The 26,431-nt window shown below is 33.9% G+C and carries 27 protein-coding genes; 12 read left to right on the top strand and 15 right to left on the bottom strand.

Annotation, left to right across the window (positions count from 1 at the left end; all coding sequences use genetic code 11):
- Window positions 1-2: 2 nt before the first annotated feature.
- From V4538_09815 to V4538_09795, 5 genes are read right to left on the bottom strand one after another with little or no spacing between them, the layout of a single operon-like run.
- The gene (locus V4538_09815; GenBank protein MES2381329.1) at window positions 3-2,483 is read right to left on the bottom strand and encodes a bifunctional UDP-N-acetylmuramoyl-tripeptide:D-alanyl-D-alanine ligase/alanine racemase; all 2,481 of its coding nucleotides are present in this window, start codon (window positions 2,481-2,483) and stop codon (window positions 3-5) included.
- A 1-nt stretch (window position 2,484) separates the two neighbouring features.
- Complete coding sequence (locus V4538_09810; GenBank protein MES2381328.1) at window positions 2,485-2,829, bottom strand: Spx/MgsR family RNA polymerase-binding regulatory protein; 345 nt, start codon at window positions 2,827-2,829, stop codon at window positions 2,485-2,487.
- Between the two features lies 1 nt (window position 2,830).
- Window positions 2,831-3,235 (bottom strand): hypothetical protein, encoded by a 405-nt coding sequence (locus V4538_09805; protein MES2381327.1) that lies wholly within the window; start codon window positions 3,233-3,235, stop codon window positions 2,831-2,833.
- On the bottom strand, window positions 3,232-3,627 hold the full coding sequence (locus V4538_09800; protein MES2381326.1) for a hypothetical protein: 396 nt from the start codon (window positions 3,625-3,627) through the stop codon (window positions 3,232-3,234). Before V4538_09800 ends, V4538_09805 begins: the two co-directional genes overlap by 4 nt.
- Window positions 3,628-3,629: 2 nt before the next feature.
- On the bottom strand, window positions 3,630-4,487 hold the full coding sequence (locus tag V4538_09795) for a nucleoside phosphorylase (protein MES2381325.1): 858 nt from the start codon (window positions 4,485-4,487) through the stop codon (window positions 3,630-3,632).
- Between the two features lie 130 nt (window positions 4,488-4,617).
- Between V4538_09795 and V4538_09790 the strand changes: the two genes are divergently transcribed.
- Entirely contained in the window at window positions 4,618-6,021 is a 1,404-nt protein-coding gene (locus V4538_09790; GenBank protein MES2381324.1) for an MBL fold metallo-hydrolase, read from the top strand.
- A gap of 13 nt (window positions 6,022-6,034) precedes the next feature.
- Here V4538_09790 and V4538_09785 read toward each other — a convergent pair whose 3' ends face one another.
- On the bottom strand, window positions 6,035-6,826 hold the full coding sequence (locus V4538_09785; protein MES2381323.1) for an AMP nucleosidase: 792 nt from the start codon (window positions 6,824-6,826) through the stop codon (window positions 6,035-6,037).
- 148 nt (window positions 6,827-6,974) lie between these two features.
- Between V4538_09785 and V4538_09780 the strand changes: the two genes are divergently transcribed.
- The 3 genes from V4538_09780 to V4538_09770 are packed head-to-tail and all read left to right on the top strand — an operon-like array spanning window position 6,975 to window position 9,891.
- Window positions 6,975-7,553, top strand: a complete 579-nt coding sequence (locus V4538_09780) for an RNA polymerase sigma factor (GenBank protein MES2381322.1) — start codon at window positions 6,975-6,977, stop codon at window positions 7,551-7,553.
- Window positions 7,550-8,779: an outer membrane beta-barrel protein gene (locus tag V4538_09775; GenBank protein ID MES2381321.1), complete on the top strand. Its 1,230-nt coding sequence runs from the start codon at window positions 7,550-7,552 to the stop codon at window positions 8,777-8,779. The genes V4538_09780 and V4538_09775 overlap by 4 nt, the downstream gene beginning before the upstream one ends.
- Before the next feature lie 5 nt (window positions 8,780-8,784).
- Window positions 8,785-9,891: a hypothetical protein gene (locus V4538_09770; protein MES2381320.1), complete on the top strand. Its 1,107-nt coding sequence runs from the start codon at window positions 8,785-8,787 to the stop codon at window positions 9,889-9,891.
- A 10-nt stretch (window positions 9,892-9,901) separates the two neighbouring features.
- Here the strand turns inward: V4538_09770 and V4538_09765 are convergent, their stop codons facing one another.
- A complete protein-coding gene (locus V4538_09765; GenBank protein ID MES2381319.1) occupies window positions 9,902-10,435 on the bottom strand; it encodes an NADPH-dependent FMN reductase in 534 nt (177 codons plus the stop codon).
- 6 nt (window positions 10,436-10,441) lie between these two features.
- Window positions 10,442-10,825 (bottom strand): VOC family protein, encoded by a 384-nt coding sequence (locus V4538_09760; GenBank protein MES2381318.1) that lies wholly within the window; start codon window positions 10,823-10,825, stop codon window positions 10,442-10,444.
- A 132-nt stretch (window positions 10,826-10,957) separates the two neighbouring features.
- Here V4538_09760 and V4538_09755 point away from each other — a divergent pair, with 132 nt between their 5' ends.
- The 4 genes from V4538_09755 to V4538_09740 all read left to right on the top strand — a co-directional run bounded on the left by V4538_09755 (window position 10,958) and on the right by V4538_09740 (window position 16,337).
- Window positions 10,958-11,968: a DnaA/Hda family protein gene (locus V4538_09755; GenBank protein MES2381317.1), complete on the top strand. Its 1,011-nt coding sequence runs from the start codon at window positions 10,958-10,960 to the stop codon at window positions 11,966-11,968.
- Between the two features lie 102 nt (window positions 11,969-12,070).
- Complete coding sequence (gene lepA / locus V4538_09750; protein MES2381316.1) at window positions 12,071-13,858, top strand: translation elongation factor 4; 1,788 nt, start codon at window positions 12,071-12,073, stop codon at window positions 13,856-13,858.
- 104 nt (window positions 13,859-13,962) lie between these two features.
- On the top strand, window positions 13,963-14,661 hold the full coding sequence (gene lipB / locus V4538_09745; protein ID MES2381315.1) for a lipoyl(octanoyl) transferase LipB: 699 nt from the start codon (window positions 13,963-13,965) through the stop codon (window positions 14,659-14,661).
- Between the two features lie 173 nt (window positions 14,662-14,834).
- On the top strand, window positions 14,835-16,337 hold the full coding sequence (locus tag V4538_09740; GenBank protein ID MES2381314.1) for a PAS domain-containing sensor histidine kinase: 1,503 nt from the start codon (window positions 14,835-14,837) through the stop codon (window positions 16,335-16,337).
- A gap of 16 nt (window positions 16,338-16,353) precedes the next feature.
- Here V4538_09740 and V4538_09735 read toward each other — a convergent pair whose 3' ends face one another.
- Window positions 16,354-16,953, bottom strand: coding sequence for an NUDIX domain-containing protein (locus tag V4538_09735; GenBank protein ID MES2381313.1), 600 nt, complete (start codon window positions 16,951-16,953; stop codon window positions 16,354-16,356).
- 9 nt (window positions 16,954-16,962) lie between these two features.
- Here V4538_09735 and pyrE point away from each other — a divergent pair, with 9 nt between their 5' ends.
- From pyrE to V4538_09715, 4 genes are all read left to right on the top strand, one after another.
- Window positions 16,963-17,604: an orotate phosphoribosyltransferase gene (gene pyrE, locus V4538_09730; protein MES2381312.1), complete on the top strand. Its 642-nt coding sequence runs from the start codon at window positions 16,963-16,965 to the stop codon at window positions 17,602-17,604.
- A 13-nt stretch (window positions 17,605-17,617) separates the two neighbouring features.
- Window positions 17,618-18,367: a lysophospholipid acyltransferase family protein gene (locus V4538_09725; protein MES2381311.1), complete on the top strand. Its 750-nt coding sequence runs from the start codon at window positions 17,618-17,620 to the stop codon at window positions 18,365-18,367.
- The gene (gatC, locus tag V4538_09720) at window positions 18,357-18,647 is read left to right on the top strand and encodes an Asp-tRNA(Asn)/Glu-tRNA(Gln) amidotransferase subunit GatC (GenBank protein ID MES2381310.1); all 291 of its coding nucleotides are present in this window, start codon (window positions 18,357-18,359) and stop codon (window positions 18,645-18,647) included. Before V4538_09725 ends, gatC begins: the two co-directional genes overlap by 11 nt.
- A 108-nt stretch (window positions 18,648-18,755) precedes the next feature.
- Complete coding sequence (locus tag V4538_09715; protein MES2381309.1) at window positions 18,756-19,442, top strand: ABC transporter ATP-binding protein; 687 nt, start codon at window positions 18,756-18,758, stop codon at window positions 19,440-19,442.
- Here the strand turns inward: V4538_09715 and ispE are convergent.
- From ispE to dnaE, 6 genes are all read right to left on the bottom strand, one after another.
- Window positions 19,439-20,263: a 4-(cytidine 5'-diphospho)-2-C-methyl-D-erythritol kinase gene (ispE, locus tag V4538_09710; protein MES2381308.1), complete on the bottom strand. Its 825-nt coding sequence runs from the start codon at window positions 20,261-20,263 to the stop codon at window positions 19,439-19,441. The two genes, V4538_09715 and ispE, sit on opposite strands and share 4 nt — an antisense overlap.
- A complete protein-coding gene (locus V4538_09705; GenBank protein ID MES2381307.1) occupies window positions 20,264-20,728 on the bottom strand; it encodes an RES family NAD+ phosphorylase in 465 nt (154 codons plus the stop codon).
- Window positions 20,729-20,735: 7 nt separating this feature from the next.
- Window positions 20,736-21,254 (bottom strand): antitoxin Xre/MbcA/ParS toxin-binding domain-containing protein, encoded by a 519-nt coding sequence (locus tag V4538_09700; protein MES2381306.1) that lies wholly within the window; start codon window positions 21,252-21,254, stop codon window positions 20,736-20,738.
- Window positions 21,255-21,313: 59 nt separating this feature from the next.
- The gene (locus V4538_09695; protein MES2381305.1) at window positions 21,314-22,222 is read right to left on the bottom strand and encodes a DUF58 domain-containing protein; all 909 of its coding nucleotides are present in this window, start codon (window positions 22,220-22,222) and stop codon (window positions 21,314-21,316) included.
- 67 nt (window positions 22,223-22,289) lie between these two features.
- Window positions 22,290-22,610 (bottom strand): thioredoxin, encoded by a 321-nt coding sequence (trxA, locus tag V4538_09690; GenBank protein ID MES2381304.1) that lies wholly within the window; start codon window positions 22,608-22,610, stop codon window positions 22,290-22,292.
- A 110-nt stretch (window positions 22,611-22,720) separates the two neighbouring features.
- On the bottom strand, window positions 22,721-26,302 hold the full coding sequence (gene dnaE, locus V4538_09685; protein MES2381303.1) for a DNA polymerase III subunit alpha: 3,582 nt from the start codon (window positions 26,300-26,302) through the stop codon (window positions 22,721-22,723).
- Window positions 26,303-26,431: the final 129 nt, after the last annotated feature.

Raw genomic sequence — 26,431 nt, 5'->3', positions numbered from 1 at the left:
ATTTATTCAGCATAATACACACGTTTAACACGTTGCGAAATGGAAGTTAATATTTCGTAAGGAATGGTTTGCAGCTTTTCTGCCACTTGCGTAATGGTAGGATTAGCTCCAAAAACAATAGCTTCATCACCTTCCTGACAGTCAATTTCAGTTACATCAATCATGGTCATATCCATACATATATTTCCAATAATAGGAGCCTGTTTATTATTTACTAGCATGTAACCAACCCCATTGCTTAGCTTCCTGTCCAAACCATCGGCATAACCAATAGCAACAATAGCAATACGCGATGGTTTGGTAACTACTCCTTTCCTACCATAACCAATGCTTTCGCTTGGCTCAATGTGGCGAATTTGCGATATAACTGTTTTTAAAGTGCCTATTTGCTGCAGTTGATTTTGTATTTCCAAAGCAGGATCAATACCATACAACCCAACACCCAAACGCACCATATCAAACTGTGCTTTTTTGAAACGTACAATGCCCGCACTGTTTAAACAATGGCGTAAAATAGCATAAGGAAAATGATCAACTATTTGCTTTGATAATGTATCAAACTTATCAATTTGCTGTAAGGTGAAAGTATCGTGCTCCACAGCTTCACTGGCTGCCAAATGAGACATTACACTTTTTACCTGTATGTTTTTATTGTTGCTTAAAATGAGTAATAATCCGGCTATTTGATTGGCATCAAAACCCAAACGTTTCATGCCACTGTCTAACTCTATGTGTATACCCACCTCCTGCCCGTTGGCAGCATTTATTAGTTCTTGTAAAATAGCTATATTATAAATGGCCGGTTCCAAATTATATTTTAGTAATAAATCCATACTCGATTTTTCCGGATTCATAACCATAATAGGTGTGTGTATGCCTGCCTTGCGTAATACTACACCTTCATCGGCATAGGCTACTGCCAAATAATCAACTTGATTAAACACCAATGTTTTGGCTATTTCGTAACTACCTGTTCCATAACTAAAGGCTTTAACCATAGCCATTATTTTTACTTTATTACCCAACAACTTTCTATAAGCATTAAAGTTATTGGTGAGTGCATTCAAGTTTATTTCAAAAACAGTTTCATGTACCCGTTTTTCCAACAAAGCATTTATTTTTTCAAACTCAAACTGCCTTGCTCCTTTTAGCAAAATAATTTCGTTTTCAAAATTCAGTGTACTAAACGACTCCATGAACTGCTGCGTAGTAACATAAAACAAGGATTGGTTTGGAAACAAATGCTGGTATTGATAAAACACATCACCAATGGCTATAAACTTACTAATACCATTGGCTTCAATTAACTCTGCAACTAATTTGCACAAAGTTTCATTGGCAAAACCACTTTGGTATATATCTGATAGTATAAGTGTTTTTTGCAAGCCATTGCCTTGATACTGTAAAAAGTGCAGCGCAATTTTAAGCGAATCTAAATCGTTGTTATAACTATCGTTAATAACTATACAATTGTTATTGGCTTCCTTCAATTGCAAACGCATTTCAACCGCTTGCAATTCACTAAATTTATTGAGCACTGACGGTAAATCGAGTGTAAATAATTTTAACTCATCCAACATGAGTAAATAGGCCAGGCAGGTACAGGCATTCCAAATACTGGCTTCATCAGTAAAAGGTATTTGTACTGTTATGTTTTTTGCTTCGCAAACTATTTGTGTGTGCTTACCAACAGTATCAGTAGTAAATTGGTAATAGGCTTCAGCTTGTTTGTTACTCGACCAAGAGAAAGCCTTGATATGATGCTGCTTTACAAAATCAAATAAATGGCTGTTAATAGCTGTTTGATTACATGAAAAAACAAGGTTTTTTACATGCTGAAACAACAATAATTTCTCTTTTAGTTTTTCGGTTTCATCCGAAAATCCTTCGCTATGTGCATTACCTAAATTGTTAAATATACCCAGTGTAGGATGAATAATATTGGCTAACAATTGCATTTCATTACGCTCCGAAATACCGGCCTCAAACAAAGCCAATTCATGTTGCGCATTCAATTGCCATACACTCAATGGCACTCCTACCTGCGAGTTATAACTTTTAGGGCTTTTGCATATAGTTAACTGAAGCCTGAGTAACTGAAACAACCAGTCTTTTATAATGGTTTTTCCATTGCTACCTGTAATAGCTGTTACCGGTAATACAAACTGACTTCTGTGTAAAGTAGCCAATTGTTGCAATGCTTTTAAGGTATCTGCTACTTTAATAATATTGGCATGTACCAATGGTTTAACATCAATAGCAGTGCTTACCACAAAATTCCTGATACCAGCTTCGTACGCTGTCTTTATATAATTGTGTCCGTCATTTTTATTGGTATGCAAAGCAAAAAACAAACTGGTATTGGCAAATACTATTTTACGGGTATCAATAACCAAATGCTCAATAGGTGCAATGTTATTAACCATTTGCAACCACTCCCCATTACAGGCCGAAGCAATATTATTAATATGATAGGTATCCATATTACTTAAATAATTGTTCCCATTTACTATTATCAAAACCCACTGTTATTTGGTTATGGTTATTGATAACAGGTCGTTTTATAATTGATTGATTTTGGCTTATTATGTCAAAAGCAGTTGCTGGATTTAACGCTTTGCTTTTATCGGTATCGCTTAAATTTTTATACGTTGTACCTTTAGTATTCACAATCGTTTCTATCGGATAGGCTTTTAACCAGGTGTCAAAATCGGCTTTTGTTATTTGCTGCTTTTTATAATCGAAAAAATCGTACGCAATACCTTTATCGTTTAACCAGGTAAAGGCTTTTTTCATCGTATCGCAATTTTTTATACCGTATATTATCATCTTACTTTTTTCTTTCTTTAATTAATCGTTCTGTCACTTCTTCTATTAACAAACCCGCACGTAAAGTCATACGTGTTTGGTAGGTTTGGCCATTTAAATGATACTGTGTACAGTTAGAACTGGTAGTAGCTGCAAGTAAAATAGAATCATTTTGCATAAAAATAAGTTGCCCTTTAGGGGTACATCCTAATTTTTTATCCTGCCTGCCATTCATTAACTCTTTAAATGTAATAATGGTTGATTTATCTTGTGTAAAAGTGTTAAAAGTGTCCCTGTTTTGAAAAGCCTGAATAATTACCTTATTACAATCTTTTAATTTTATAGCCAGTTCCTTTTTTATTTGTTCATCGTTGTTATTTGAACAAGCCATTAAACCAAACAAAATAAATAAGCTTATTACTTTCATTTCTTCTTTAATTTTTGCTGGGCAAGGTAATTTTTTAACTCCATATACATCAGCATCGAATTTATGATTTCTGTATTGTCAATTACCGGGTCAATCAATACACAATCAAAATCGGTCACATAATTAGCCTCAATATATAAATCCTTTCTCCTGCCTATCCATTTGCACGAATCGTGCTTGGTCTGGTTACAGTACTTAAAGGTAATAATGCTGTTCGATTTAGGCTCATAACGTGTAAACGCCAGGCTATCCCAGGTAAACAAAGCCGGGTATTTTGAATAAATGTTTACATCGGTACATTGTATAGAAACATTGTTCCATACAATGGTTTGCGCATTCACCTTATTCATCAGGTATACTACCAATAACCCAATACCAAAATACAAACGCATATTTAGGCCAGCTTTTCTAAAATTGCCTGAATAGTATCATCCACTATTTTAGCCGGATTGGTACTGAACTCGTTGGTAATTCTATTGGCTAAAATACAATTAACAGAAACTGCCAGGTGGCCCAATACCTGCGCCATACCATAAATACCGGCCGTTTCCATTTCAAAATTAGTAACAGCATTGTTACCTACTTTGATGGTACTTAATTTATTGATTAATGCATTGCTAACTCCTTTGGCTTTTAAAAACCGACCCTGAGGCGCATAAAACCCGCAACAGGTGGCTGTAATTCCTTTTAAATAATCAGCACCTACCTGATTGATTAAATCCGTATCTCCATTAACGAGGTAAGGATTCACAAACTCAAAACCCAACTGTTGTTTAATAGACGCTTCCATTTCAAGGTTAGTTTCCCTTTCATAAAAATGCAGCAAACTATCCAATCCAATGGCTTGTTCGCTGACCAAAACAGAATCGATAGGAATGCTGGCCTGTAATGCTCCGGAAGTACCAATGCGAATAATTTTTAAAGCGGTATGATTGGGTTTAATAGTTCTGGTTTGTAAATCAATATTCACCAAAGCATCCAGCTCATTCATTACAATATCAATATTATCAGTACCAATACCCGTGCTGATTACTGAAATACGTTTAGTACCAATAAAACCGGTATGTGTTACAAATTCGCGTTTGGCTTTTTGTATTTCAATACGGTCAAAATATTTGCTCACCTCCGGTACACGTTCCTGATCGCCCACAAAAACAATGGTTTCAGCTATGTCGGTAGGTAATAAATGTAAATGATAAATGGAGTTATCATCATTTAAAATTAATTCGCTTGCAGGTATTTGGTTTTGCATAATAATAAACGGCAAATAACTAAATATTTAACAATGCCTGATTATGTTGTTAAGTATTTTTTTTTGTATAAAGGTATTTAAGTTTATTTGACGCTTAAACAATTTTTGACTTTAACTATTTATAGTATTAATGAAAATTACTTTTTTAGGCGCAGCACGTCAGGTTACTGGTAGTATGCACCTTGTTACGTTACAAAGCGGATATAAAATACTAATTGACTGTGGCATGGATTACGAATTAAAACGTAATCCTGTTTTTAAAGAAGATATATTTCCTTTCAACGCTGCCGATATAGATGCTGTTATATTAACCCACGCCCATATTGACCATTCTGGCAACTTGCCTAGTTTAGTGTTGCAAGGTTTTAGAGGTAAAATAATTTGTACTTCAGCTACCGCTGAATTGGTAGAATACTTGCTGTACGATAGCGCCAATATACAATTAATGGAATACCGCAAGGGTTTAGGTAATGCCAAGAAAACCAAACGCAATATGGTAGCCAAACCTTTGTATTTAGCCAGTCAGGTTAAAGATACGGTTGCTCAATTTTACACCGTTCCTTTTGATACCCCATTTACCTTAAATCAGGAAGCAGAAGTAACATTAATAGAAGCAGGGCATTTATTGGGCGCAGCCTCGGTTAAATTAAGTGTAAACGAAAATGGCAAAACCAAAACCATTGGTTTTACCGGTGATTTAGGCCGCAGCGATTCAAAATTGGTAAACAATGCCAAAGTACTTAATGGCATTGATTGTTTAGTGAGCGAATGTACCTATGGCGGGCGTAAACATAAAATTACCCAAAGTGCGGAAGAGGAAATGTTGCATTACATTACTTCCACTTGTATCAATATCAGGGGGCGCTTGGTTATTCCGGCCTTTAGTGTGGGCAGAACACAATCTATTGTTTTCACTATTCACCAGCTAAAACATGCCGGGTTAATCCCCCATGTAAAAATATTTGTTGATAGTCCTTTGGCTATACGCAGTACCCGCGTGTACGAAAAAAATATTGACTTATTAAACCCCGAAGCTGCACAATTTCAAAAAGAAGTAGGCTCGCTATTTGAGTTTGAAGATGTAAAGTTTTTAGAAGATTATAACCACCACGAAGAGTTATTGTATTACCCTGACCCTTGTGTAATTATTTCAGCCGCAGGTATGGTAGAGGGTGGTCGTATTCAGGAACACGTAATGAACAATATTGAAAATCCGTTTTCAACCATTTTAATTGCCGGTTTCTGTGCTGAAGGCACACTAGGACACAGGCTTTTACAGGGACAACCAAACATTAGAATTAAAAATAAAGACAAACGCGTTTTTGCCAAAATAGCCTCAACAGATATATTCAGCTCGCATCCTGATTGTGATGAAATATTCAATTACATTAAACAAACACATGATGGCGGAAGCAAACAGGTATTTTTAGTACATGGAGACGAAACTCAAATGACCGCTATGTATGATAGATTGAAAGCCAATGGCATTGAAAATGTAACCATGCCGGAACAAGGACAAGAATTTATTTTATAATGAAAAAGCCCAATTAATTGGGCTTTTTTTTCTCTTCAAAACGTAAATGCTTAACCGATTCACCTGAATCGCGTAACTCAATCAAAGCATCAATACCAATTTCTATATGTTTTTTAACATATTTAGCCGTTACAGCAGTGTCACTTTTTGATGTTTTAACACCGTCAGGCGTCATTGGATTATCGCTTACCAATAACAAAGCTCCTTTTGGAATACTGTTTACAAAACCCACCACAAAAATGGTAGCCGTTTCCATATCTATAGCCATTGCACGGGTTTTGCGCAATTTTTCTTTAAATTCTTCATCGTGTTCCCACACCCTGCGGTTAGTTGTATAAACGGTTCCAGTCCAGTAATCAACCTTGTGTTTAACAATGCTGGATGCAACCGCCATTTGCATTCTGAACGAAGGCAAGGCCGGTATTTCAGGCATAATATAATCGTTACTGGTACCCTCGCCTCTTATGGCCGCAATGGGTAAAATTAAATCGCCCAACTTAGTTACTTTTTTCAATCCGCCACACTTACCTAAAAACAATAATGCCTTTGGGTGTATAGCCCCTAATAAATCCATAACGGTAGCTGCCATGGCGCTTCCCATTCCAAAGTTTATAATGGTAATATTTTCAGCCGTAGCCGATTGCATAGGCTTATCCTTACCATCAATAGGTACATTGAATTTTTCTGCAAAAAACTCTACATAATTCATAAAATTGGTTAATAAAATATACTCACCAAACTTCTTCAACTCCACCCCTGTGTAACGTGGTAACCAATCGTTTACTATTTCTTCTTTCGTTTTCATTTGTATTTTTGCTATTGCAATAATCAAAATAAATAGATGAACACCAATAAAAATATTTGAGATGAGCACCCAACCTATTCATAAATAGCATCGTAAAGTAGGTTGAAATACAAAATTTAACCGATTATTGAATAAAATTTTCCCCTAAATGGACAAAGAGCTACAAAAGCTTATTAATTTATGTATTAAACAGGATCGTAAGGCCGAGAGTGCTTTATATAAATTCTGTTTTACTAAATTAATGCCTGTATGCTACAAGTACTACCAGAATAAGGATGATATTGTTGAGCAAGTAAATAAAGCGTTCTTTAAAATTTTAAACAACCTGCAACACTTTGATGTCAACAAATCATTTGAGGCCTGGATAAAAACAATTATGGTTAATACCATTATTGATGAGTTTAGGGTAAATAATAAAAAAAATGCTTTGTTCATTGACAAATCATCGGAAGATGTAGATATGCATTTTCATCCGTTTGATTTAAATGAAGCCGAAGCCAAGTTAACTGCCGATGATATAAATATTCATATACAGCAGTTGCCTGAATCGAGCAAATTGGTATTTAATTTATTTGCAATAGAAGGTTATAACCATAAAGAAATTGCAGAAAAATTAGGCATTAGTGAAGGTACTAGTAAATGGCATGTAAACAATGCACGAACAATTTTAAAAAGAAAACTGGTTGAAATATTTCCTCAACTAAAACAAAGGGAAAAACTAGCATGACGGATAAAGATTTAGACAATTTAATTAAAAACAAGCTTGATAGCAAAGAATTTGCTTACGAGGATGCTTATTGGGAGCATGCCGAAGCTTTGTTGATAGCCCAACGCAGAGTTCAAAAAAGTGCCTTTTGGAACAAGCAAATATTTTATGCTTCAACAATTGCATTACTTGGATTACTGTCATGGTTCTTAGTTAGCAATAAAACCAAAACAACAACACCTGCTACTCTTGCTTTACAAGAAGCTACACTGCCCAATACAGTTATAGTGCCTGAAACAAATACGCAAGCCGCAATAAGCAATACCAATCCTGCTAATCCATCAACAAATAACGGTAACGAACAGCAAGAAGCCAATCAACCAGTAATAGCCGCCAATACGCACAATAACAATGATGTACTGGCAGAAAACAATATATTAAAACCAAGTCCTATTGCTACCCAAACTGCTAATACAACTATTGAAAACAATAATATTTTAACAGAAGAATCAGTAATAACAGCACCGGAGCAAGAAGAAAACTACTTAACACAAAAAGCAGTAAATACCTTGCAAGTTACCCCTACCGATTTAACTTTTGAAAACAAAAACTATACTTTCTTAGCCAAACCGGAGCCAACTATAAAAAGAAGCAGTATCATTTCTCAATTCAATGCCAGTGCTGAAGTGGGTTTAAATAGCTTCAATAATACATTTGCAAGCAACTCACTTGGCTATTTTGTTGGAGGTCGTTTGTATTTAGACTTTGGTAAACTATCGTTCAATACCAATCTGCATTTTGAGCAAATCAATCAAAATACCGATAGCAGAGAGTATATAAACAAACAATACGATTTTAGTTCAGAGACTAAGCAAACCAATATTACCAACCAATCTATTCAATATGCTATTATTGGTTTAAACGCCATGTATCCCGTTTACAAAAACCACAGTTTAGGTTTAGGTATTCAAATGGCACAATTACTTCAATCGAACGATAAAATAACAACTGTTAACTTGGAAAACAATACTACCAACGCTGTTAATGCAAGTGGATATAGCAGTGTATTAAATAAAACTGACTGGCAGCTTAGCTTAAATTATCAATACCGCTTTACTAAAAATATAGCTTTAGGAGTAAGTTATATTTATGGATTAAACGACATCAGTAAAAACGAAGCTTTTAATACTAATAAAGCAGATTATAACAAAGGATTGAAATTAGGAATTCAATATATTTTAAAATAAAAACAATGCGAAAAATAATATATATAATAGCCAGTATTGCTATACTTACAAGCGCTTGTAAAACAGTAGAAGAGCCTGTAAACTATATTGGAAAAGCCGAGTTTTATGTAAGTGCAAGTGCCAATAATTCACCTTTATTGTTTGAAGCCGGTAATGATAATATGGTGATGAAAACCGAAAACACCGTTGATAGTTTAAACATCAAACAGTTTAAAGGAACCATTGCAAAAACTTGCACTAATTGTACCGAAAAACTAAGTATAACTTTTAGAAATTACCAGGTAGGAAACAATAGCAATTGGTCTATCGACTCATTATACAAAATAGGAAAAGCATTTCTTTTTTACAATGAAAAATTACCTCCTATGAGCTACAGGGTTATATTTAACAACCAAAGCAGAGGCGATGGAACACCCGATTATACCTGGGATTTTGGTGGTGGTTTTGGTTCAAAACAGGAAAGCCCTAATTTTATATTTAACGCTGAAGGCAAACAAAATATTTCGTTAAAGGTAGATTATACAGGTTGTGTTACGGATATTGACAATCCAATTTATATTAACGGAAACAACCTGAATAATTATATTGATTACACCTATACCAATACGGGTAGTAACAAGTTCAAATGCGAAGTTTTAAATGCGGATTCATCAACCCATAAATTTATATGGAAATACCTAAACGAAATTAATTCAGAGCCTAAAGGAAAAATATTTGAATTGCCTGCTTTTGCAGCCGAAGGAGTATACCAAGTCAATTTGTTGGCCATTAATAAAGCCACCAACGATACGACTGTAGTAAGTAAAAACATAGCCACTGCTGCTACCAACAAATGTAGTGCAAACTTTTCGTACAATATAGTTCCCGTACGCGATACCCTGCAGTTAGACAAAGTTCTGGTAGAATATACTGATAAAAATGGTGTTACTTATTCATCTAAATACACAGAACAATTTACCGGCTTTTTTATAGATGAAATTAGCAACTACAAAAACAATGCTACCGGGCAAAAAACAGTTAAAATGAAAATTAAGTTTACATGCAGACTTACTGATGGTGTAAACAATATTGAATTGAAAGATGTAGAAGCTGTTTTTGCTTTTGCCTACTAACGAATAACTTTTATTTATTTATATTTTGAACCAGAGCGGCTATTAGTTTATCAATAGCCGTTTTTGTTTCAATATCTGTAATATCACCATCAATAGTTGTTTTACTTTTCACACCCTTAATTAAAACATTACTATCCAAACTCATTTTAGCACCAACTGTAGTTAGCATTAATTGCATCTGCTCAAAAGCCTTATCGCCCGAGCTGGCTGCTATAATAAAAGCGCTCGGTTTATCGGTAAAAATAACGGTAGACACCATCCATTCAAAAATATTTTTAACAATACTTGGTAAACTAAAAATATACTCAGGTGTACAAAATAAAACACCATCTGCCCTTGTAAGCAATTCACGTAAATGAACCACGCTTTCAGGAGCATTATCAGTGTCTAAATGCGGACTAAAATGGGGTAATGAAGCAATGTCTTCATACACATCAATATTGATTAAATGGCTATAAGAAGTTTTTAGTTTATGTATAATTTTGGCATTGATAGAACTGGCATTTATGCTACCCACAATAGCTAATATATTGGGTTTATTCATTTATAATTATTTTTCGTAAAACTCTATTGGTAACCCGTCAGGGTCAGCAATAAAAGTAAATTTTTTGTTGGTGTACTCGTCAACTCTGATAGGCTCCACCTCTATTTTATGCAATTGCAAATGTGCTATTATATCTTCTATTTTATCAACCTCAAAGGCCAGGTGTCGCAAACCGGCAGCCTCAGGTCTTGAAGGTCGTTTAGGCGGATTAGGAAACGAAAACAATTCAATAATATAATTTCCATTTAAAGCCAGATCAAGCTTAAAAGATTGCCTTTCTTTTCTATAAACTTCTCTTAAAACAGTTAAGCCCAAAACAGTAATATAAAAATGCTTAGAAACTTCATAATCCGAACAAATAATAGCCGTATGGTGAACTTTATTAAGCATAATGCTACAACACTCTATAAAAAAAATTAAACAACCAAACAAGCTATTCATATTTGCATTTAATAGCTTACTAATTACATTATTAATTATCTGCTATATTGCCCTGAAAAACAAATAATCATTGCGCTACTAATGATGATACTAATTCAGGCAAAATACATATTGCAACAGTTACAATTTGATTTAATTGGTAAAGACTCTTACCGCGGTATCACACTAACCTATACGTGGCTAGCCAACCAATTTGGTCATTTAGCCCTGGGTTTTATTCCTACCATCCTAGCCTATCAAATATTAAAAAATTATTTTACATTCAGTCAATTAAACCTGTTTTCAGCCATTGGAGTGAGTTTCCTTTGGCTCACTTTCGAATCATATAATTTTCTAGCTCCTTTATTAAAAAATGCCAATGAATATATTTTTAAACCCGACTTAGCCAATGTAGCTTTTGATACCGCTACCGATGTTTGTTTTTTTATGATGGGTGCATTTATTGCTGGTATTACCATTCAGTTTAGCCAAACATTGCTTATTATTATCGGAACAATATTTTTCACCTTAACTTATCCATCTTACTATTGGTACACCACCAAAATGTATCAGCAAGAAGCAAAATTCCCTTTTCAATTCCGGTTAAGCCAATGGAAAAACAAATTGGACGATAACACAAAATATATCATTAGCGATTTTGTAAATAATACACAAAAAGGTAATCACTTATTGCTTTTTGGTGCTTATAAAAGTGGTAAAACAAGTTTAAGTGTTGCCATTGCAAATGAGCAATCCATTAAACATAAAAAAGCCCTTTATACTTCAGCAACAAAACTATACAACCTGTTTTTTGAACCTGAGTTAAGCAATGAACAAATACACATTACCAATTTATGGAATTGGCGAAATACTGACTATTTAATTATAGACGATATAAACCCCAGTTTAAAAATGGATGAAGGTATTATAAGCCCAACAACATTCTACGAGTTATTAAACAATAAACAATTTGGTAAACTCAATAAAGAGGCCATTCAAAAAACCAATATCATTTGGGTATTGGGCGAAAATTATTCAGCCCTTAACGATTGGCAAGCCATGCTCATATCACTCGGTATTCCCAAAAATCAAATCAATACTATCTCCTTATAAATTAGGCTTATCTAAAACCTAATACAGCAAAAAAATAAGTAATTTAAAGGCAAACACTTTTCCCTTTAAAAATCAAATACAAAAACATTACTTTCGCGCTGAATGGAAAACATACGTAATTTTTGTATTATAGCTCATATTGACCACGGTAAGAGCACATTAGCAGATAGACTTTTAGAATACACAAAAACAACCAGCCAAAGAGAAATGCAGGCTCAGTTGTTAGATAATATGGATTTAGAGCGTGAAAGAGGTATTACTATTAAAAGTCACGCTATTCAAATGAAGTATGAATTAGATGGTAAAAAATATATTTTAAACCTGATTGACACCCCGGGACACGTAGATTTTAGCTACGAAGTTTCTCGTTCTATCGCTGCTTGCGATGGAGCTTTGTTAATTGTAGATTCAAGTCAGGGCATTCAGGCACAAACCATCTCAAACCTATATTTAGCCATTGAGCAAGGATTGGAAATTATTCCAATTTTAAATAAAATAGATTTACCTAGTTCAATGCCCGAAGAGGTAAGTGACCAAATTATTGACTTAATTGGTTGTAAATACGAAGATATTTTAAGAGCAAGCGGAAAAACAGGCCAAGGTGTACACGATATTTTAAAAGCCGTTGTAAGTCGTGTTCCAGCTCCAAAAGGCGATGAAAAAGCACCTCTAAAAGCACTTATTTTTGATTCAGTATATAACTCGTTCCGGGGAATTATAGCCTATTTTAGAATTATAGACGGAGTAATAAAAAAAGGCGATAGAGTAAAATTTATGGCCACAGGTAAAGAATATTTTGCTGATGAAGTAGGTATTTTAGGTCTGGATATGGAGCCCAGAAGCGAAGTAAAAGCCGGTGATGTAGGTTATATTATTTCAGGTATTAAAGAAGCCCGTGAAGTAAAAGTGGGCGATACTTTAACAACCGTAGCCAACCCAACAGCCGAAATTATTCATGGATTTGAAGATGTAAAACCAATGGTTTTTGCAGGTATTTACCCTGTTGATACAGAAGATTTTGAAGAATTGCGGGAAAGCATGTACAAGCTTCAATTAAATGATGCTTCGTTAACTTTTGAACCGGAAAGTTCAGCAGCCTTAGGTTTTGGTTTCCGTTGTGGTTTTTTAGGAATGCTGCACATGGAAATTATTCAGGAGCGTTTAGAACGTGAGTTCAAAATGACCGTAATTACTACCGTACCCAACGTAAGTTACCATGCTTACACAAAAAAAGGCGATTTAATTGTGGTAAATAACCCTAGCGATTTACCTGAGCCAAACCATATTGAATATGTAGAGGAACCATTTATTGCCGCAACTATCATTAGCAGTTCAGAATTTGTAGGACCCATTATGGGCTTATGTTTAGGAAAACGTGGTACGTTAAAAAGCCAGGTTTACTTAACCATGGATAGGGTTGAAATGAAATTTGATATGCCTTTGGCAGAAGTAGTATTCGATTTCTTCGATAAACTGAAAACCATTTCAAAAGGTTATGCTTCTTTTGATTATCATCCGATAGGTTACGTACAAAGTGATTTAGTAAAACTGGATATTTTATTAGCCAAAGATAATGTTGATGCACTTTCAGCCATTATTCACCGCGACAGAGCTTATGATTGGGGTAAAAAGATTTGCGAAAAACTAAAAGAATTAATTCCACGCCATCAGTTCGAAATTCCGATACAGGCAAGTATTGGAGCTAAAGTAATAGCACGCGAAACCATTAAGGCTTTACGTAAAGACGTAACAGCAAAATGCTATGGTGGCGATATTTCACGTAAACGTAAATTACTCGAAAAACAAAAAGAAGGTAAAAAACGTATGCGCCAGGTAGGTAATGTTGAAATTCCACAATCAGCATTTATGGCCGTTTTAAAACTTGACTAAAACTATAGTTAATAGTTGGCTGTTGTTAGTTGATAGATGATTTACACAGCTTAATTAAATTTGTCTTTTTCTAATAACTAACAACTATCAACGGGCAAACCAACATGGTAAAAACCAATTTTATTGACTGGGGACTTATTGATTACCAACAAGCTTGGGATCAGCAAGAAGCCATACTAAAACAAAAAGTAGACTATAAATTAGCCGAACGTGAATTACCCGATAATGAAAAAACTATTATCAGTAATGAACTTATTTTTTGCCAGCATCCACATGTTTATACTTTAGGTAAAAGTGGCTCGTTAGATAATTTATTGCTAGATGAACAAGGTTTAAAAAAAGCAGAAGCCACTTTTTATAAAATAAACCGTGGTGGCGATATTACTTACCATGGCCCGGGCCAATTAGTAGCTTACCCTATTATAGATTTAGAACAGTTTTTTACCGACATACATAAATACCTTCGTTTTTTAGAAGAGGCTGTAATTAAAACTATTGCACATTATGGAATAGTTGGTGGCCGATATGAAGGTTATACAGGCGTTTGGATAGATGCAGATAAACCAACTGCACGCAAAATATGCGCTATGGGCGTACGTTGTAGTCGTTGGATAACCATGCACGGAATTGCATTAAATGTAAATACCAATCTGGCTTATTTTAAAAATATAATCCCTTGCGGTATTGACGATAAAGATGTAACAAGCATAGCCCAGGAACTAGGCCATGAAGTAGATTTTAACGAGCTAACAACTATTCTAAAACAAGAAATAGCCAGACAGTTTGAAATGGAATTAATTTAAATTTTGGGGTTATGGCTAAACTACAACTATTACAGCTTTTTGCATATTAAAACCCACTTACATAAGTAATAAGTCTGTTTAAATAAACCCTCATGTGTTTGTTCAAATTTTAATTTTATATATTCGGGCCCAATTCATTATTATTTTAGAAAACACTTGCAATCATTGCCATTATGAGTTCAAAACTGCACGAAAAAACAACCACCTCACCTTCATTAAATAATGATATGATGAGCACTTTTTTTTATGATAGTGCCGATTTGTTTTGTATAGTTTCGATAGATGGAAATTTCATTGAGTTAAATCCTGCTTGGAAAAATAGTTTAGGTTATTCAAGCAATGATTTAGTTGGTAAATCTTTTATTCAATTTGTTCACCCTGATGATAAAGAAACATCCATTTTAGAATTTAAAAAGCAACTTGAAGGAGACGAAATAGTTAATTTTATAAATCGTTATAGAGATGCCAATGGTAATTATGTTTGGTTTGACTGGAAAGGAAAAATCAATAAAACAGATAATAAAATTTACGCCATTGCCCGTGATATTAGTGCACAAAAAAAACTAGAAGAAGAGCTTTATTTAGGCGAATTAAAATACCGTATTTTAACCGAAAGCACTGATGATTTAATAATGCGTTTTGACAGAAATTACAAACACTTATTTGTAAACTCTGCTGCTGAAAAACTTTTTGGTATTAAAAAAGAAGACTTTATTGGCAAAGACCATCAGGAACTGGGTTTTGTCGAAGCTGATTATACTTATTGGGATTCGAAAATTGAAGATGTTTTTATTACAGGAAAACCCAGCAGAGAAGTTGTAGCCATTGAAAATGGTAAATTATACAACGACTGGAGCTTAATTCCTGAATTGAACAATGAAGGCAAGGTAGTTTCAGTGTTAAGTTACTCTCGTGATATTACAAATATCATGAAAGCGCAACAAAAACTGGAAGAAAGTGAAGTAAAACTAAAATCACTAAACGAAGAAAAAGACAAATTTTTCTCCATTATTTCCCACGATTTGCGTAATCCTTTTATTGGTTTTATGGGTATGACAGATGTACTCTTAAATGACCTGTCAAGTCTTGAAAAAGAAGACCTTCAGTTTATTGCCTCTAATATGAATAAATCGGCAAAACACCTTTTTGAATTGCTAGAAAACTTATTAGACTGGTCTTGCATGCAAAGTGGCATTTACCAATTTCAACCCAGCGCTTTCAATTTAAATGAGCAAATTGAAAATGTAATTGATACAATGGAAGAGACTTTTAAAACCAAAGAAATAACAATTATTAAAAATTTTGAAACCAACTCTATAATTTTGGCAGATAAGAATATGATTAATGCCATTTTTAGGAACCTGATTTCAAATGCCTTTAAATTTACCCCCAGAGGTGGTTCTATTGGAATTAATATAACAGTTAATAATGGAAATAATGCAGAAATAGAGATAAAAGATACAGGCATCGGTATGCCTCAGCATATGGTTGATAATTTATTTTCCTTATCAAGGAAAATAAACAGAAATGGAACCGAAAGCGAAAAAAGTTCAGGTCTTGGGTTGATATTGGTAAAAGAATACCTTGATAAAAATAATGGAAAAGTAACCGTTAATAGTATTGAAAATCAGGGTACCAGTTTTCTAATTTCATTTCCTATAATACCTGCAGCATAATATTAGTAATTGAAAATCATTTACAAAAATGAGCCCTTAAAACATCTTTTATGCTTTCGTAAGTGTTTAAGGTTTCAATGTCATTTTCAGTAAAATATTGCCACTCCACTTTTGTTATATTTTCTTCGGTTTGAGGCACTAAATCGCTACTAAATGTAGTATTCATTTTATACCAATAAGTGCGTTTTAAAATGTGTTTCTCTTTAAAAAAATACGTATGATAACTTTGGCAAACTAAGTTTTCAATAGTTAACCCAGTTACAGCACACTCTTCTTCCACCTCTCTAATAGCAGCTATTTCCGGTGTTTCGCCTGCATCAATTTTCCCTTTAGGTAAATCCCAAACACCTAATCTTTCAATTAAAAGCAATTCGTTTTTAGCATTAAAAACCAATCCACCTGCAGCTTCTATAATTTTAAAATAACTGGCAAATTTTTTAAAAACGTGCTCCACATCTAAGCATCTAAAAATAACACCTTCAAATTTTGCAGTAAAAGTCTCATTTACTTTGCTTTCAAATAATTTTTCTTCAAAATCAAATGAAGCAAAAGAATTATCACTAAAATGAGAATTTGCTATAATGAATGGTTTATCGTCTATAAAAATTTTATACATTTGCCCAATATGAATACAAGTGAAAATACTGCCGCAAAAGTAGCGGAATATCTGTTACAAATAAATGCAATTAAATTAAAACCAAACGAGCCTTTTACCTGGGCTAGTGGCTGGAAAAGCCCTATTTATTGCGATAACAGAGTTTCACTTTCATACCCTGAAGCCAGAAACTTTATAAAAGCAGCACTAGGCCAATTAATTAAATCTCAGTTTCCAACTGTAGAAGCTATTATTGGAGTAGCAACCGCAGGTATTGCACCGGGTGCTTTAGTGGCAGATGAATTAAACTTACCATTTGGTTACGTACGTTCCGAAGCTAAAAAACATGGTATGGGTAAGCAAATAGAAGGAGATATAGCACCCAATACCAAAGTGGTTGTAATTGAAGATTTGGTAAGTACAGGCAAAAGTAGTTTACAAGTAGTAGAAACATTAAAAAACTATGGCTGCGAAGTATTGGGAATGGCAAGCATTTTCACCTACGGATTTGATGAAGCACAACGAGCCTTTGATAAAGCAGATTGCAAGTATGTATCGTTAAGTAATTACGAAACATTAATTCAAATTGCTATTGAAAAAAACATAGTTTTACCTGAACAATTGGCTCAACTAAACGATTGGCGTAAAAATCCGTCAACCTGGAATCAATAAACTTATTTAGCTTGTGAAATTTTCAAAAAATCCTTTAAAAACAACTTATGCCGTTTGGTTTGGCTTATGGACAGTTGTTTCATTTACCCTGTTATATCCATTTATTCTATATGCATTAAGCAATCCAAAACGCTATCCTTTAGGGCATAAAATAAGACGTTTTTGGGGTTGCATATTATTAACAACCGGCTTTGTAAGAATTACTCAAATTATAGAAGAACCTTTTGATACATCAAAACCATATATTATTTGTCCAAACCATACTTCACAACTAGATATAGTTACCTTGACCGTAAAGCTAAATCAATTGGACTTTAGTTTTATGGCAAAAAAAGAATTGGAAGAAATACCCGTTTTTGGCATTTGGTTTAGAACCATTGATATTGCAGTAGATAGAAAAAATGCACGTAAAGCAGCCGAAGCCTATATGAAAGCAACTCGCTTTTTTGAAAGTGGGCGCAGCTTAGTTATTTTCCCGGAGGGCACCATTTCAAACCAGGTTCCTAAACTTATAAAATTTAAAGATGGCCCTTTTAGATTAGCTATTGAAAAACAAGTAGACATTCTTCCTGTTACCATTATAGGCAATTGGAACATATTACCTGATCAGGGAGTTTTTGAAGGCAAGCCTGGACATGGATATCAAATTATCCATAAGCCAATTTCAACACAAGGTATGACATTAGACAATGTGGATGAATTGAAAAACAGAGTATGTGAAATAATTAACAACAAATTAGCAGAGTACAATTATGGAAATTAATAACGATATAATAAATAAGCTAGCAGATTTAGCTAAACTTGATTTTACTGATACTGAAAAAGTGGAACTACAAAAGGACATGACTCAAATTATTTCATTCTTTGAAAAAATGAATGAAGTAAATACTGACAATATAGAACCTTTAATATTTATGACCGAGCAAGAAAATGTGTTACGTAATGATGAACCAAAACATGAAATAACACATCAGGAAGCATTGTTAAACGCTCCAAACAAAGACTCTGACTACTTTAGAGTACCTAAGTTTTTAGAAAAATAATTCTTTAAGTATTTTTCTAAGTTTAAATCAATCGAATTTTTCCTTCCATCAAAAAACATCAAACTATTATCAAGAAAAGAATTTTATTGCAACAAACAACGTAAACGAATGGCTAACTTAGTAATTGATATAAACAACATAGGTAAAACCTATAAAATTGGTGAGGTTGTTGTAAATGCTTTAGTAAGCGTTGATTTAAAAATAGAAAAAGGAGAATATGTTGCTTTAATGGGTCCATCTGGTTCGGGCAAATCTACTTTAATGAATATTTTAGGTTGCCTCGATACACCAAGCCGCGGAAGTTATAAATTAAATGGAACCAACGTAAGCCATATGACAGATAATGAATTGGCTGAAATCAGGAATAAAGAAATTGGATTTATATTTCAAACATTTAACTTATTAGCACGTAATTCATCATTAGAAAACGTAGCATTACCTTTAGTTTATGCAGGTATAGCAAAAACCGAAAGATTAGCCAAAGCAAAACAAGCTTTAGAAAGTGTAGGTTTAGGTGAAAGAGTTGAACATAAACCAAACGAATTAAGTGGAGGGCAACGCCAGCGTGTAGCCATAGCTCGTGCTTTAGTAAATACCCCGGCTATTATTTTAGCTGACGAACCAACCGGGAATTTAGATACCAAAACAAGTCATGAAATTATGGATTTGTTAGAAGAAATTCACCAAAAAGGAAATACCGTAATTATAGTAACCCACGAAGAAGATATAGCCAAACGCGCCAAACGTATTGTACGCTTACGAGATGGTGTTATTGAAAGCGACACATTAAGTTAAAGCTGGCAACTAAAGTAAAAGTTATTTTCAAATTGCTGCTTTAAATTTATTTCACTTTTAAATAAACCAAATACACTAGCCCCACTCCCACTCATACTCGCATAAACAGCACCCTTTACATAAAGTTGTTCTTTAATTAAAGCTATGGCTGGATGATGTATAAAAACAGTTTTCTCAAAATCGTTTTCTATTAAACCTTTCCAATTTTCAACTGGTTGTTTTATTAACTCTTTTAAAGATACTTCACTTTCGCCTCTCTTAAAAACATTGGCAAAAGCCTGGGCAGTGCTAACATGAATATTGGGTTTAACCAATACCAAATAATATCCTTTTAAATCAATTGCGATTGACTCCAATACCTCACCTCGTCCTTTTGCAAAACTTGGTTTATTTTCAATAAAGAAAGCGCAATCACTTCCTAGTATAGCAGCATATTTTTCAAGTTGGGCATTTGTTAAATTCAATGAAAAATACTCATTGAGCATTTTTAAAGCAAAGGCAGCATTACTGCTTCCACCGCCAAGCCCAGCACCCATTGGTATATTTTTCAACAAATAAAAATCGACTTTTTTCAAACAAAAATCGTTGGCTAATAAATGATAAGCTTTTACAATCAAATTATCATCAATACTCCCATTTATTTGTAATCCGTATGAATGAAAACCAATTTCTTTATTCATATCATTACTGCTTACAATAAGCTCTAAAGAATCACTTAATGGAATAGGATAAAAAACCGTTTCTAAATTATGAAAACCATCATCACGCTTATTAATTACATGTAAACCTAAGTTTATCTTACCATTTGAAAATGCAATCATCTATACTAATTTTAATATTCTGTTATCAATATCCAAAGCAATTACATCTTCTATAATTAGTTTTGAAAAATCTTTATGTAGCGGATTGATTAAACAATTATACTCAACAGGAATAATAGCTGAAGGTACTTTTAATACTAATGTACTTCCGCTATTCAGCCAATTATCGCCAAGCCGCTTAAGGGCATCTGGCGATGGTACATTTTGCCAATCACCAGGTAAATCATTAACCGATAACGTCTCTATTTTTACTTTAGTAGTTAGTTGTAAAGTTAAGAGTGCTGTTTGCTTAGTTCTGGCCAAACTACCTGCATTACATACAAATTCTAACATAGCTAAAGAAGGGCTAGAGGCAGTATAAAGCATTGCATTGTCCTTACTGTTCCATCTACCACCATAAAGTTTGGCACCTTCACCACTTAAATTTTTTACAAATTTTTGTAAAGCAAATCTATACAACTGCATAATTTACTTAAGAATAAATACCGTGTTCAATACGGCCTAAAACATCTGTAACCATTTTTACACCAAAACTGGTATCTAGTAAATCTATTGGTTTTTGATTTCCCAAAGCATAATTGGGTGCTTGAAACCAATGTTTAATGGCATCTTCAGTTGAAAAAACAGTATATGCTTTGGCATAAACAGTAGCCATCTCAATGGTTTGCTCTGATGTGTATATATCTAAATGTGAGTTATCTTTGATTCGCTGAAAGTTACGGGCACTCATATGTAAGAGTTCGCAAATTTTTTCCTGGGTAATACCAAACTTAGCAGCCATATTGTTAACAGCTTGCTTAAGTACACCGTTTCTACTTAATAGAACCAAATCCATTTCATTCTGAAAATTAGTGGTAATATTTAAAATAGATTGAATAGGATTTATTGTTGTATGATAAATAGCTGCTGACTCTTCTACTATATTAGCGGGGTTTGCATTGGCTATTTTACTAGGCTTAACCACTCGGGTTGATTTATATGTTTTTGCCATACTATAAATATTACCCCACAAATGTACGTCAAATTATTACAAATAAAATATTTTTGTCGTTATTTTATTTTTTCTCGTTTCTGTAGAAAACTTAAAAGTATTTGATCAAAATTATCTTGAATGTAGGATTCAACTAAATCTACTTTCAGTTGAGCACACTTCAATTTTATCTCTTCTTTAAAAGCCATAAACATTTTTTTATAATCATCTGCCACCAAATTAGAATGCAGTTTTAATTTTTCTTTGGTTTCACTATCAATAAAAAGATAGGGTCTTTTAGCAAAATCAAAGTCAAGTTCCAGTTTTTTATCGGCCACATGAAATAAAATAACCTCATGTTTACAATATTTTAAATGCTGAAAAGCTTCAAACATTTTTTCTAAATTATCATTGCTAAACATATCGGTAAAAATAACTACCAATGAGCGTTTATGAACTGTTTCTGCAATATGATGCAATCCTTGAGAAAGATTACTTCCGGCACTTGCTTGCTTCATGTCATTTAATTTATTCAACTCATTAAAAATCATTTTAACATGAACTGAACCGGACTTTGCTTGTGACTGAAAAACAATATCATCGTTTAATATGCTTAGCCCAACAGCATCGCGTTGCTTTTTAAGCATATAAGTTAAACAGGCCGAAGCATAAGTAGCAAACTGAATTTTACTTACGCCATCCGTTGGAAAATACATGGAAGCCGAATTATCAATAACTATATAACAGCGTAAATTGGTTTCTTCTTCATAACGTTTGGTATAAAGTTTTTCTGTTCTTCCATATAGCTTCCAATCAATATGCTTTATACTTTCGCCTGCGTTATATTGTCTGTGTTCTGCAAATTCAACACTAAAACCATGAAACGGACTTTTATGCAAGCCTGTAATAAAGCCCTCTACAACTTGTTTTGCGAGTAATTCTAAATTCCCGGTTTGAAGTAAATTATATTCTGTTATATTATTTTCCAAAGTGCGTAAAAATAAAAAATCCCTTTAGTTTTTAAAGGGATTTTAATTATTGTATGAATATTTAATTTTATGCCAATTGAGCATCAAGTTTACCTGCCAAAATATGTTTTGGAACAGCGCCAACTTGTTTGTCAACCAACTGCCCATCTTTAAAAAACAATAAAGCTGGAATACTCATAATACCGTAGTCAGTAGCTATTTTAGGGTTAAAATCAACATTTACTTTTCCTATAACCGCTTTGCCATCATACTCTTTTGAAAGCTCATCAACTAACGGACCTACCATACGGCAAGGACCACACCATTCTGCCCAAAAATCAACTAATACAGGGACTTTCGATTTTAAAACAACTTCCTCAAAGTTGCCATCATTTATTTCTAATGCCATAATTTATTTATTTTAATATTTAATTATCGTGATTACGTATGCAATTTAAAACCCAATTTATAAAATACAAACAAAATGTCAGTTCAATTTAATTCTTAAGCCATTAACTTTTAATTGAGTCTGTAGTTAAGTCCAATATCGTCAAAACTTTTAAGTAATTCATTAGTCAATGAAACTTGATATTTACTTGACCGCATACTTATTTTCATTTGTTCATTTTTATTTATCACTATTAAGTTCAATAGTGCTGAGCCGTTATTTTCTTTCACGGTGTCATGTATAAAGGAAACCAACTTGTCATCTAACGACTCTATATCTATTTCAATACTGATAGTTTTAATATACTTCTCTCTTATTTCCGGTAACATTTCTATGGAGCCTATCTTAAACTCAAAATCATCTTCCTTGCCCCATCTATTATCTACTCGCCCCTTTATGTATAAATAATAACCAACTTCCATGTATTTTTTATAGTTCAAATAATTCTCTCCAAATAATGGAATATCTAATGTTCCATTAAAATCTTCAATTATAAAACTACCAAAAGGCTTACCTGCTTTACTTATTCTATGGTTAACAGAAGCTACAACACCAATAATTTTCAGCTCAACCCCTTTTAAAGGCTTTAATTCTTTTAGCTCTGTTAAAGGATGTGATGCTAATTTATCTATTTCTATTTTAAATGGATCAAGAGGATGACCTGATAAGTAAATACCAATAACATCTTTTTCTTTTTTCAACTGTTCCATTAAACTCCAGGTTTCAACCGGTGGTATGCTTGGTTCCGGTAAGCTCATAGAAACGCCTCCTCCAAACAAACTTTGTTGGTTAGCATTTTCATTCATTTGAGCAGCATTCCCAAACCTGATTGCTTTCTCTATAATGTTTGAATCATCAACTAATGAAAAGTATTGGGCTCTATGCGTTCCTTCAAAACAATCAAAAGCACCACCAAAAGCCAAACCTTCTAATGTTTTTTTATTTACTGCCCTTAAGTTGGCTCTCTTGGTTAAATCAAAAATACTTTTGTAAAGACCACTCTTCTTTCTTTCTGCAATTATTTCTTCAACGGCTGCTTCTCCCACACCTTTTATTGCACCTAAACCAAAACGTAACTCACCTTCTTTATTAACTGAAAACTTTACCTCTGATTTATTTACATCCGGCCCAAAAATATTCAAACCCATTCTTCTACATTCTTCCATAAAAAACGATATTTGATCAATATCGCCTGAAGCATTATCTAAAGTAGCTGCCATAAATTCAGCAGGGTAATGTGTTTTTAGGTAAGCGGTATGAAATGCTACATAAGCATAACAAACCGAATGCGATTTATTGAAAGCATATTGTGCAAATGCTTCCCAATCTTTCCAAATTTTTTCTAAAACGTCTTTAGGATGTCCGTTTGCAGTAGCACCTTCGACAAACTTACCCTTCATTTTATCAAGGGTTTTTCTGTCTTTTTTACCCATTGCTTTACGTAAAGTATCGGCATCGCCTTTCGTAAAATTGCCTATTTTTTGTGACAGCAACATCACCTGCTCCTGAAATACGGTAACCCCATAAGTTGGTTCCAAATATTCCTGCATTTCGGGTAAATCAAATTCAATCTTTTCAGTTCCGTGCTTTCTATTAATATAGGTTGGAATATAAGCAATAGGCCCTGGACGGTAAAGTGCATTCATCGCCACTAAGTCATCAAACTTATCCGGCTTTAAATCCTTTAAATGTTTTTGCATCCCGGCACTTTCAAACTGGAAAATACCATTGGTATCTCCTTTTTGAAAAATTGTTTCATAGGTTTTTTGGTCATCCAATGGAATATTGTCAAGTACAATTTCTACTCCATGATTATCCTTTATAAAACGTAGGGCATTTTTTAAAATAGTTAAATTCTTTAACCCTAAAAAATCCATTTTAATTACCCCGGCATCTTCAATTACTTTACCTTCAAATTGGGTAACCAATAAATCTGAATCTTTGGCTACAGCTACGGGAATTAAATCGGTTAAATCTTGCGGAGCAATGATCAATCCAGCAGCATGCACACCTGTTCCTCTTACTGAACCTTCCAGTTTTTCGGCTTCTTTTAAAACCCTACTTTGTAAATCAGTGCCTTCGTATATTAATCGAAGTTTTTTTACATTGTCTAAATCCTCACCCTCCAATCCTTCTTTTTCTCTTAAACTCTTTTCGCCTTCTAATGGTGCATGTAATAAACGACCCAGGTTAATACCCGGTTTTGATGGAACCAGTTTAGCCAAGGTATTTGCATCGGCCAATGGTAAATCCATTACACGTGAAACATCTTTAATACTTGACTTAGCAGCCATGGTACCATAGGTAACAATTTGAGCTACCTGATTTCTTCCATATTTTTGGATTACGTAGTCAATTACTTTTTGTCTTCCAACATCATCAAAATCGGTATCTATATCGGGTAACGACTTTCTATCCGGATTTAAAAAACGCTCAAAAAGCAACTCGTACTTTATAGGATCAATATTAGTAATGCCTATACAAAAAGCAACAACACTGCCGGCTGCCGAACCACGACCAGGGCCAATAAATACCCCTAAATCGCGACCTGCTTTTATAAAATCCATTACAATTAAGAAATAGCCAACAAAACCCATTGTTTCAATGGTATGTAATTCAAAATTGATTCTTTCTTCTATATTTGGTGTCAGCTCACTATAACGTTTACGGGCACCTTCATAAGTTAAATGCCTTAGGTATTGATCCTGGGTTTGAAACTCTTTTGGTATTTCAAAATTGGGTAATAAAACATCCCGCTTTAAATCAAGTGTTTCAATTTTTCCAACTATTTCGTTTGTATTATCAATGGCTTGAGGAATATCGCTAAAAAGCGTACTCATTTCTTCCGTTGTTTTAAAATAAAACTGGTCGTTGGCAAAAGCAAAGCGTCTTCCTTTGGCAGTTACATCATCGTCAGAAAACTCTTTTAAAGTAGGCGTGCTCTGTAATGAACCGGTATTGATACAAAGCAAAATATCATGTGCATTGGCATCTTGCTGGTCAACATAATGCGAATCATTTGAGGCTATAACTTTTACATTATACTTGGCTGCAAACTTCATCAACACTTCATTCACCTCATTTTGCTCTTTAATATCGTGGCGTTGCATTTCTACATAATAATCTTCGCCAAACAAATCGAGCCACCATTTAAATTCTTTTTCGCCTTCCTGTTCTCCTTTTTTTAAAATAGTTTGTGGTACCAAAGCGCCTAAACAACAAGTAGTAGCAATTAAACCCTTGTGGTATTTTAAAATAAGTTCTTTATCTATTCGGGGGTATTTACCATACATTCCCTCCATATAGCCAAGGGAGCAGAGCTTAATTAAGTTTTTATAACCTTCGGCATTTTTTGCCAAAAGTAACTGATGGTTTCTTTTGTCTTTATCTTCCTTTGTAAATGCTTTTTTAGTTCTATCGGGCACCACATAAAACTCGCAACCAACTATTGGTTTTACTTTTAAAGTACCGTCATCGTTTTTGTGTTTATAGGCTTCGGCTACAAATTGAAAGGCACCAAACATATTACCATGGTCAGTAATAGCAATAGCAGGCATATTATCCGCCAATGCCTTTTTGTATAAATTACCAATATCCGCAGCTCCATCAAGCAACGAAAACTGGGTATGAACATGTAAGTGTGAAAACTGCATTTTTCCTTTAAATAGTTTGCTAATTTAAACTAACAATTTAGATGAAAACAGAATGTTGAAAAAGAAAAAGAAATCGATTGATTTTATTGATTGTACTTAAAAGTTATCAACCATACTCCCTAATCGTAA

It is taken from the genome of Bacteroidota bacterium (assembly GCA_040388375.1).
Classification (GTDB): domain Bacteria; phylum Bacteroidota; class Bacteroidia; order UKL13-3; family UKL13-3; genus JAAFJM01.
Note: the sequence above shows the minus strand (reverse complement) of the source record. Positions and strands in the feature narration are given on the sequence as shown.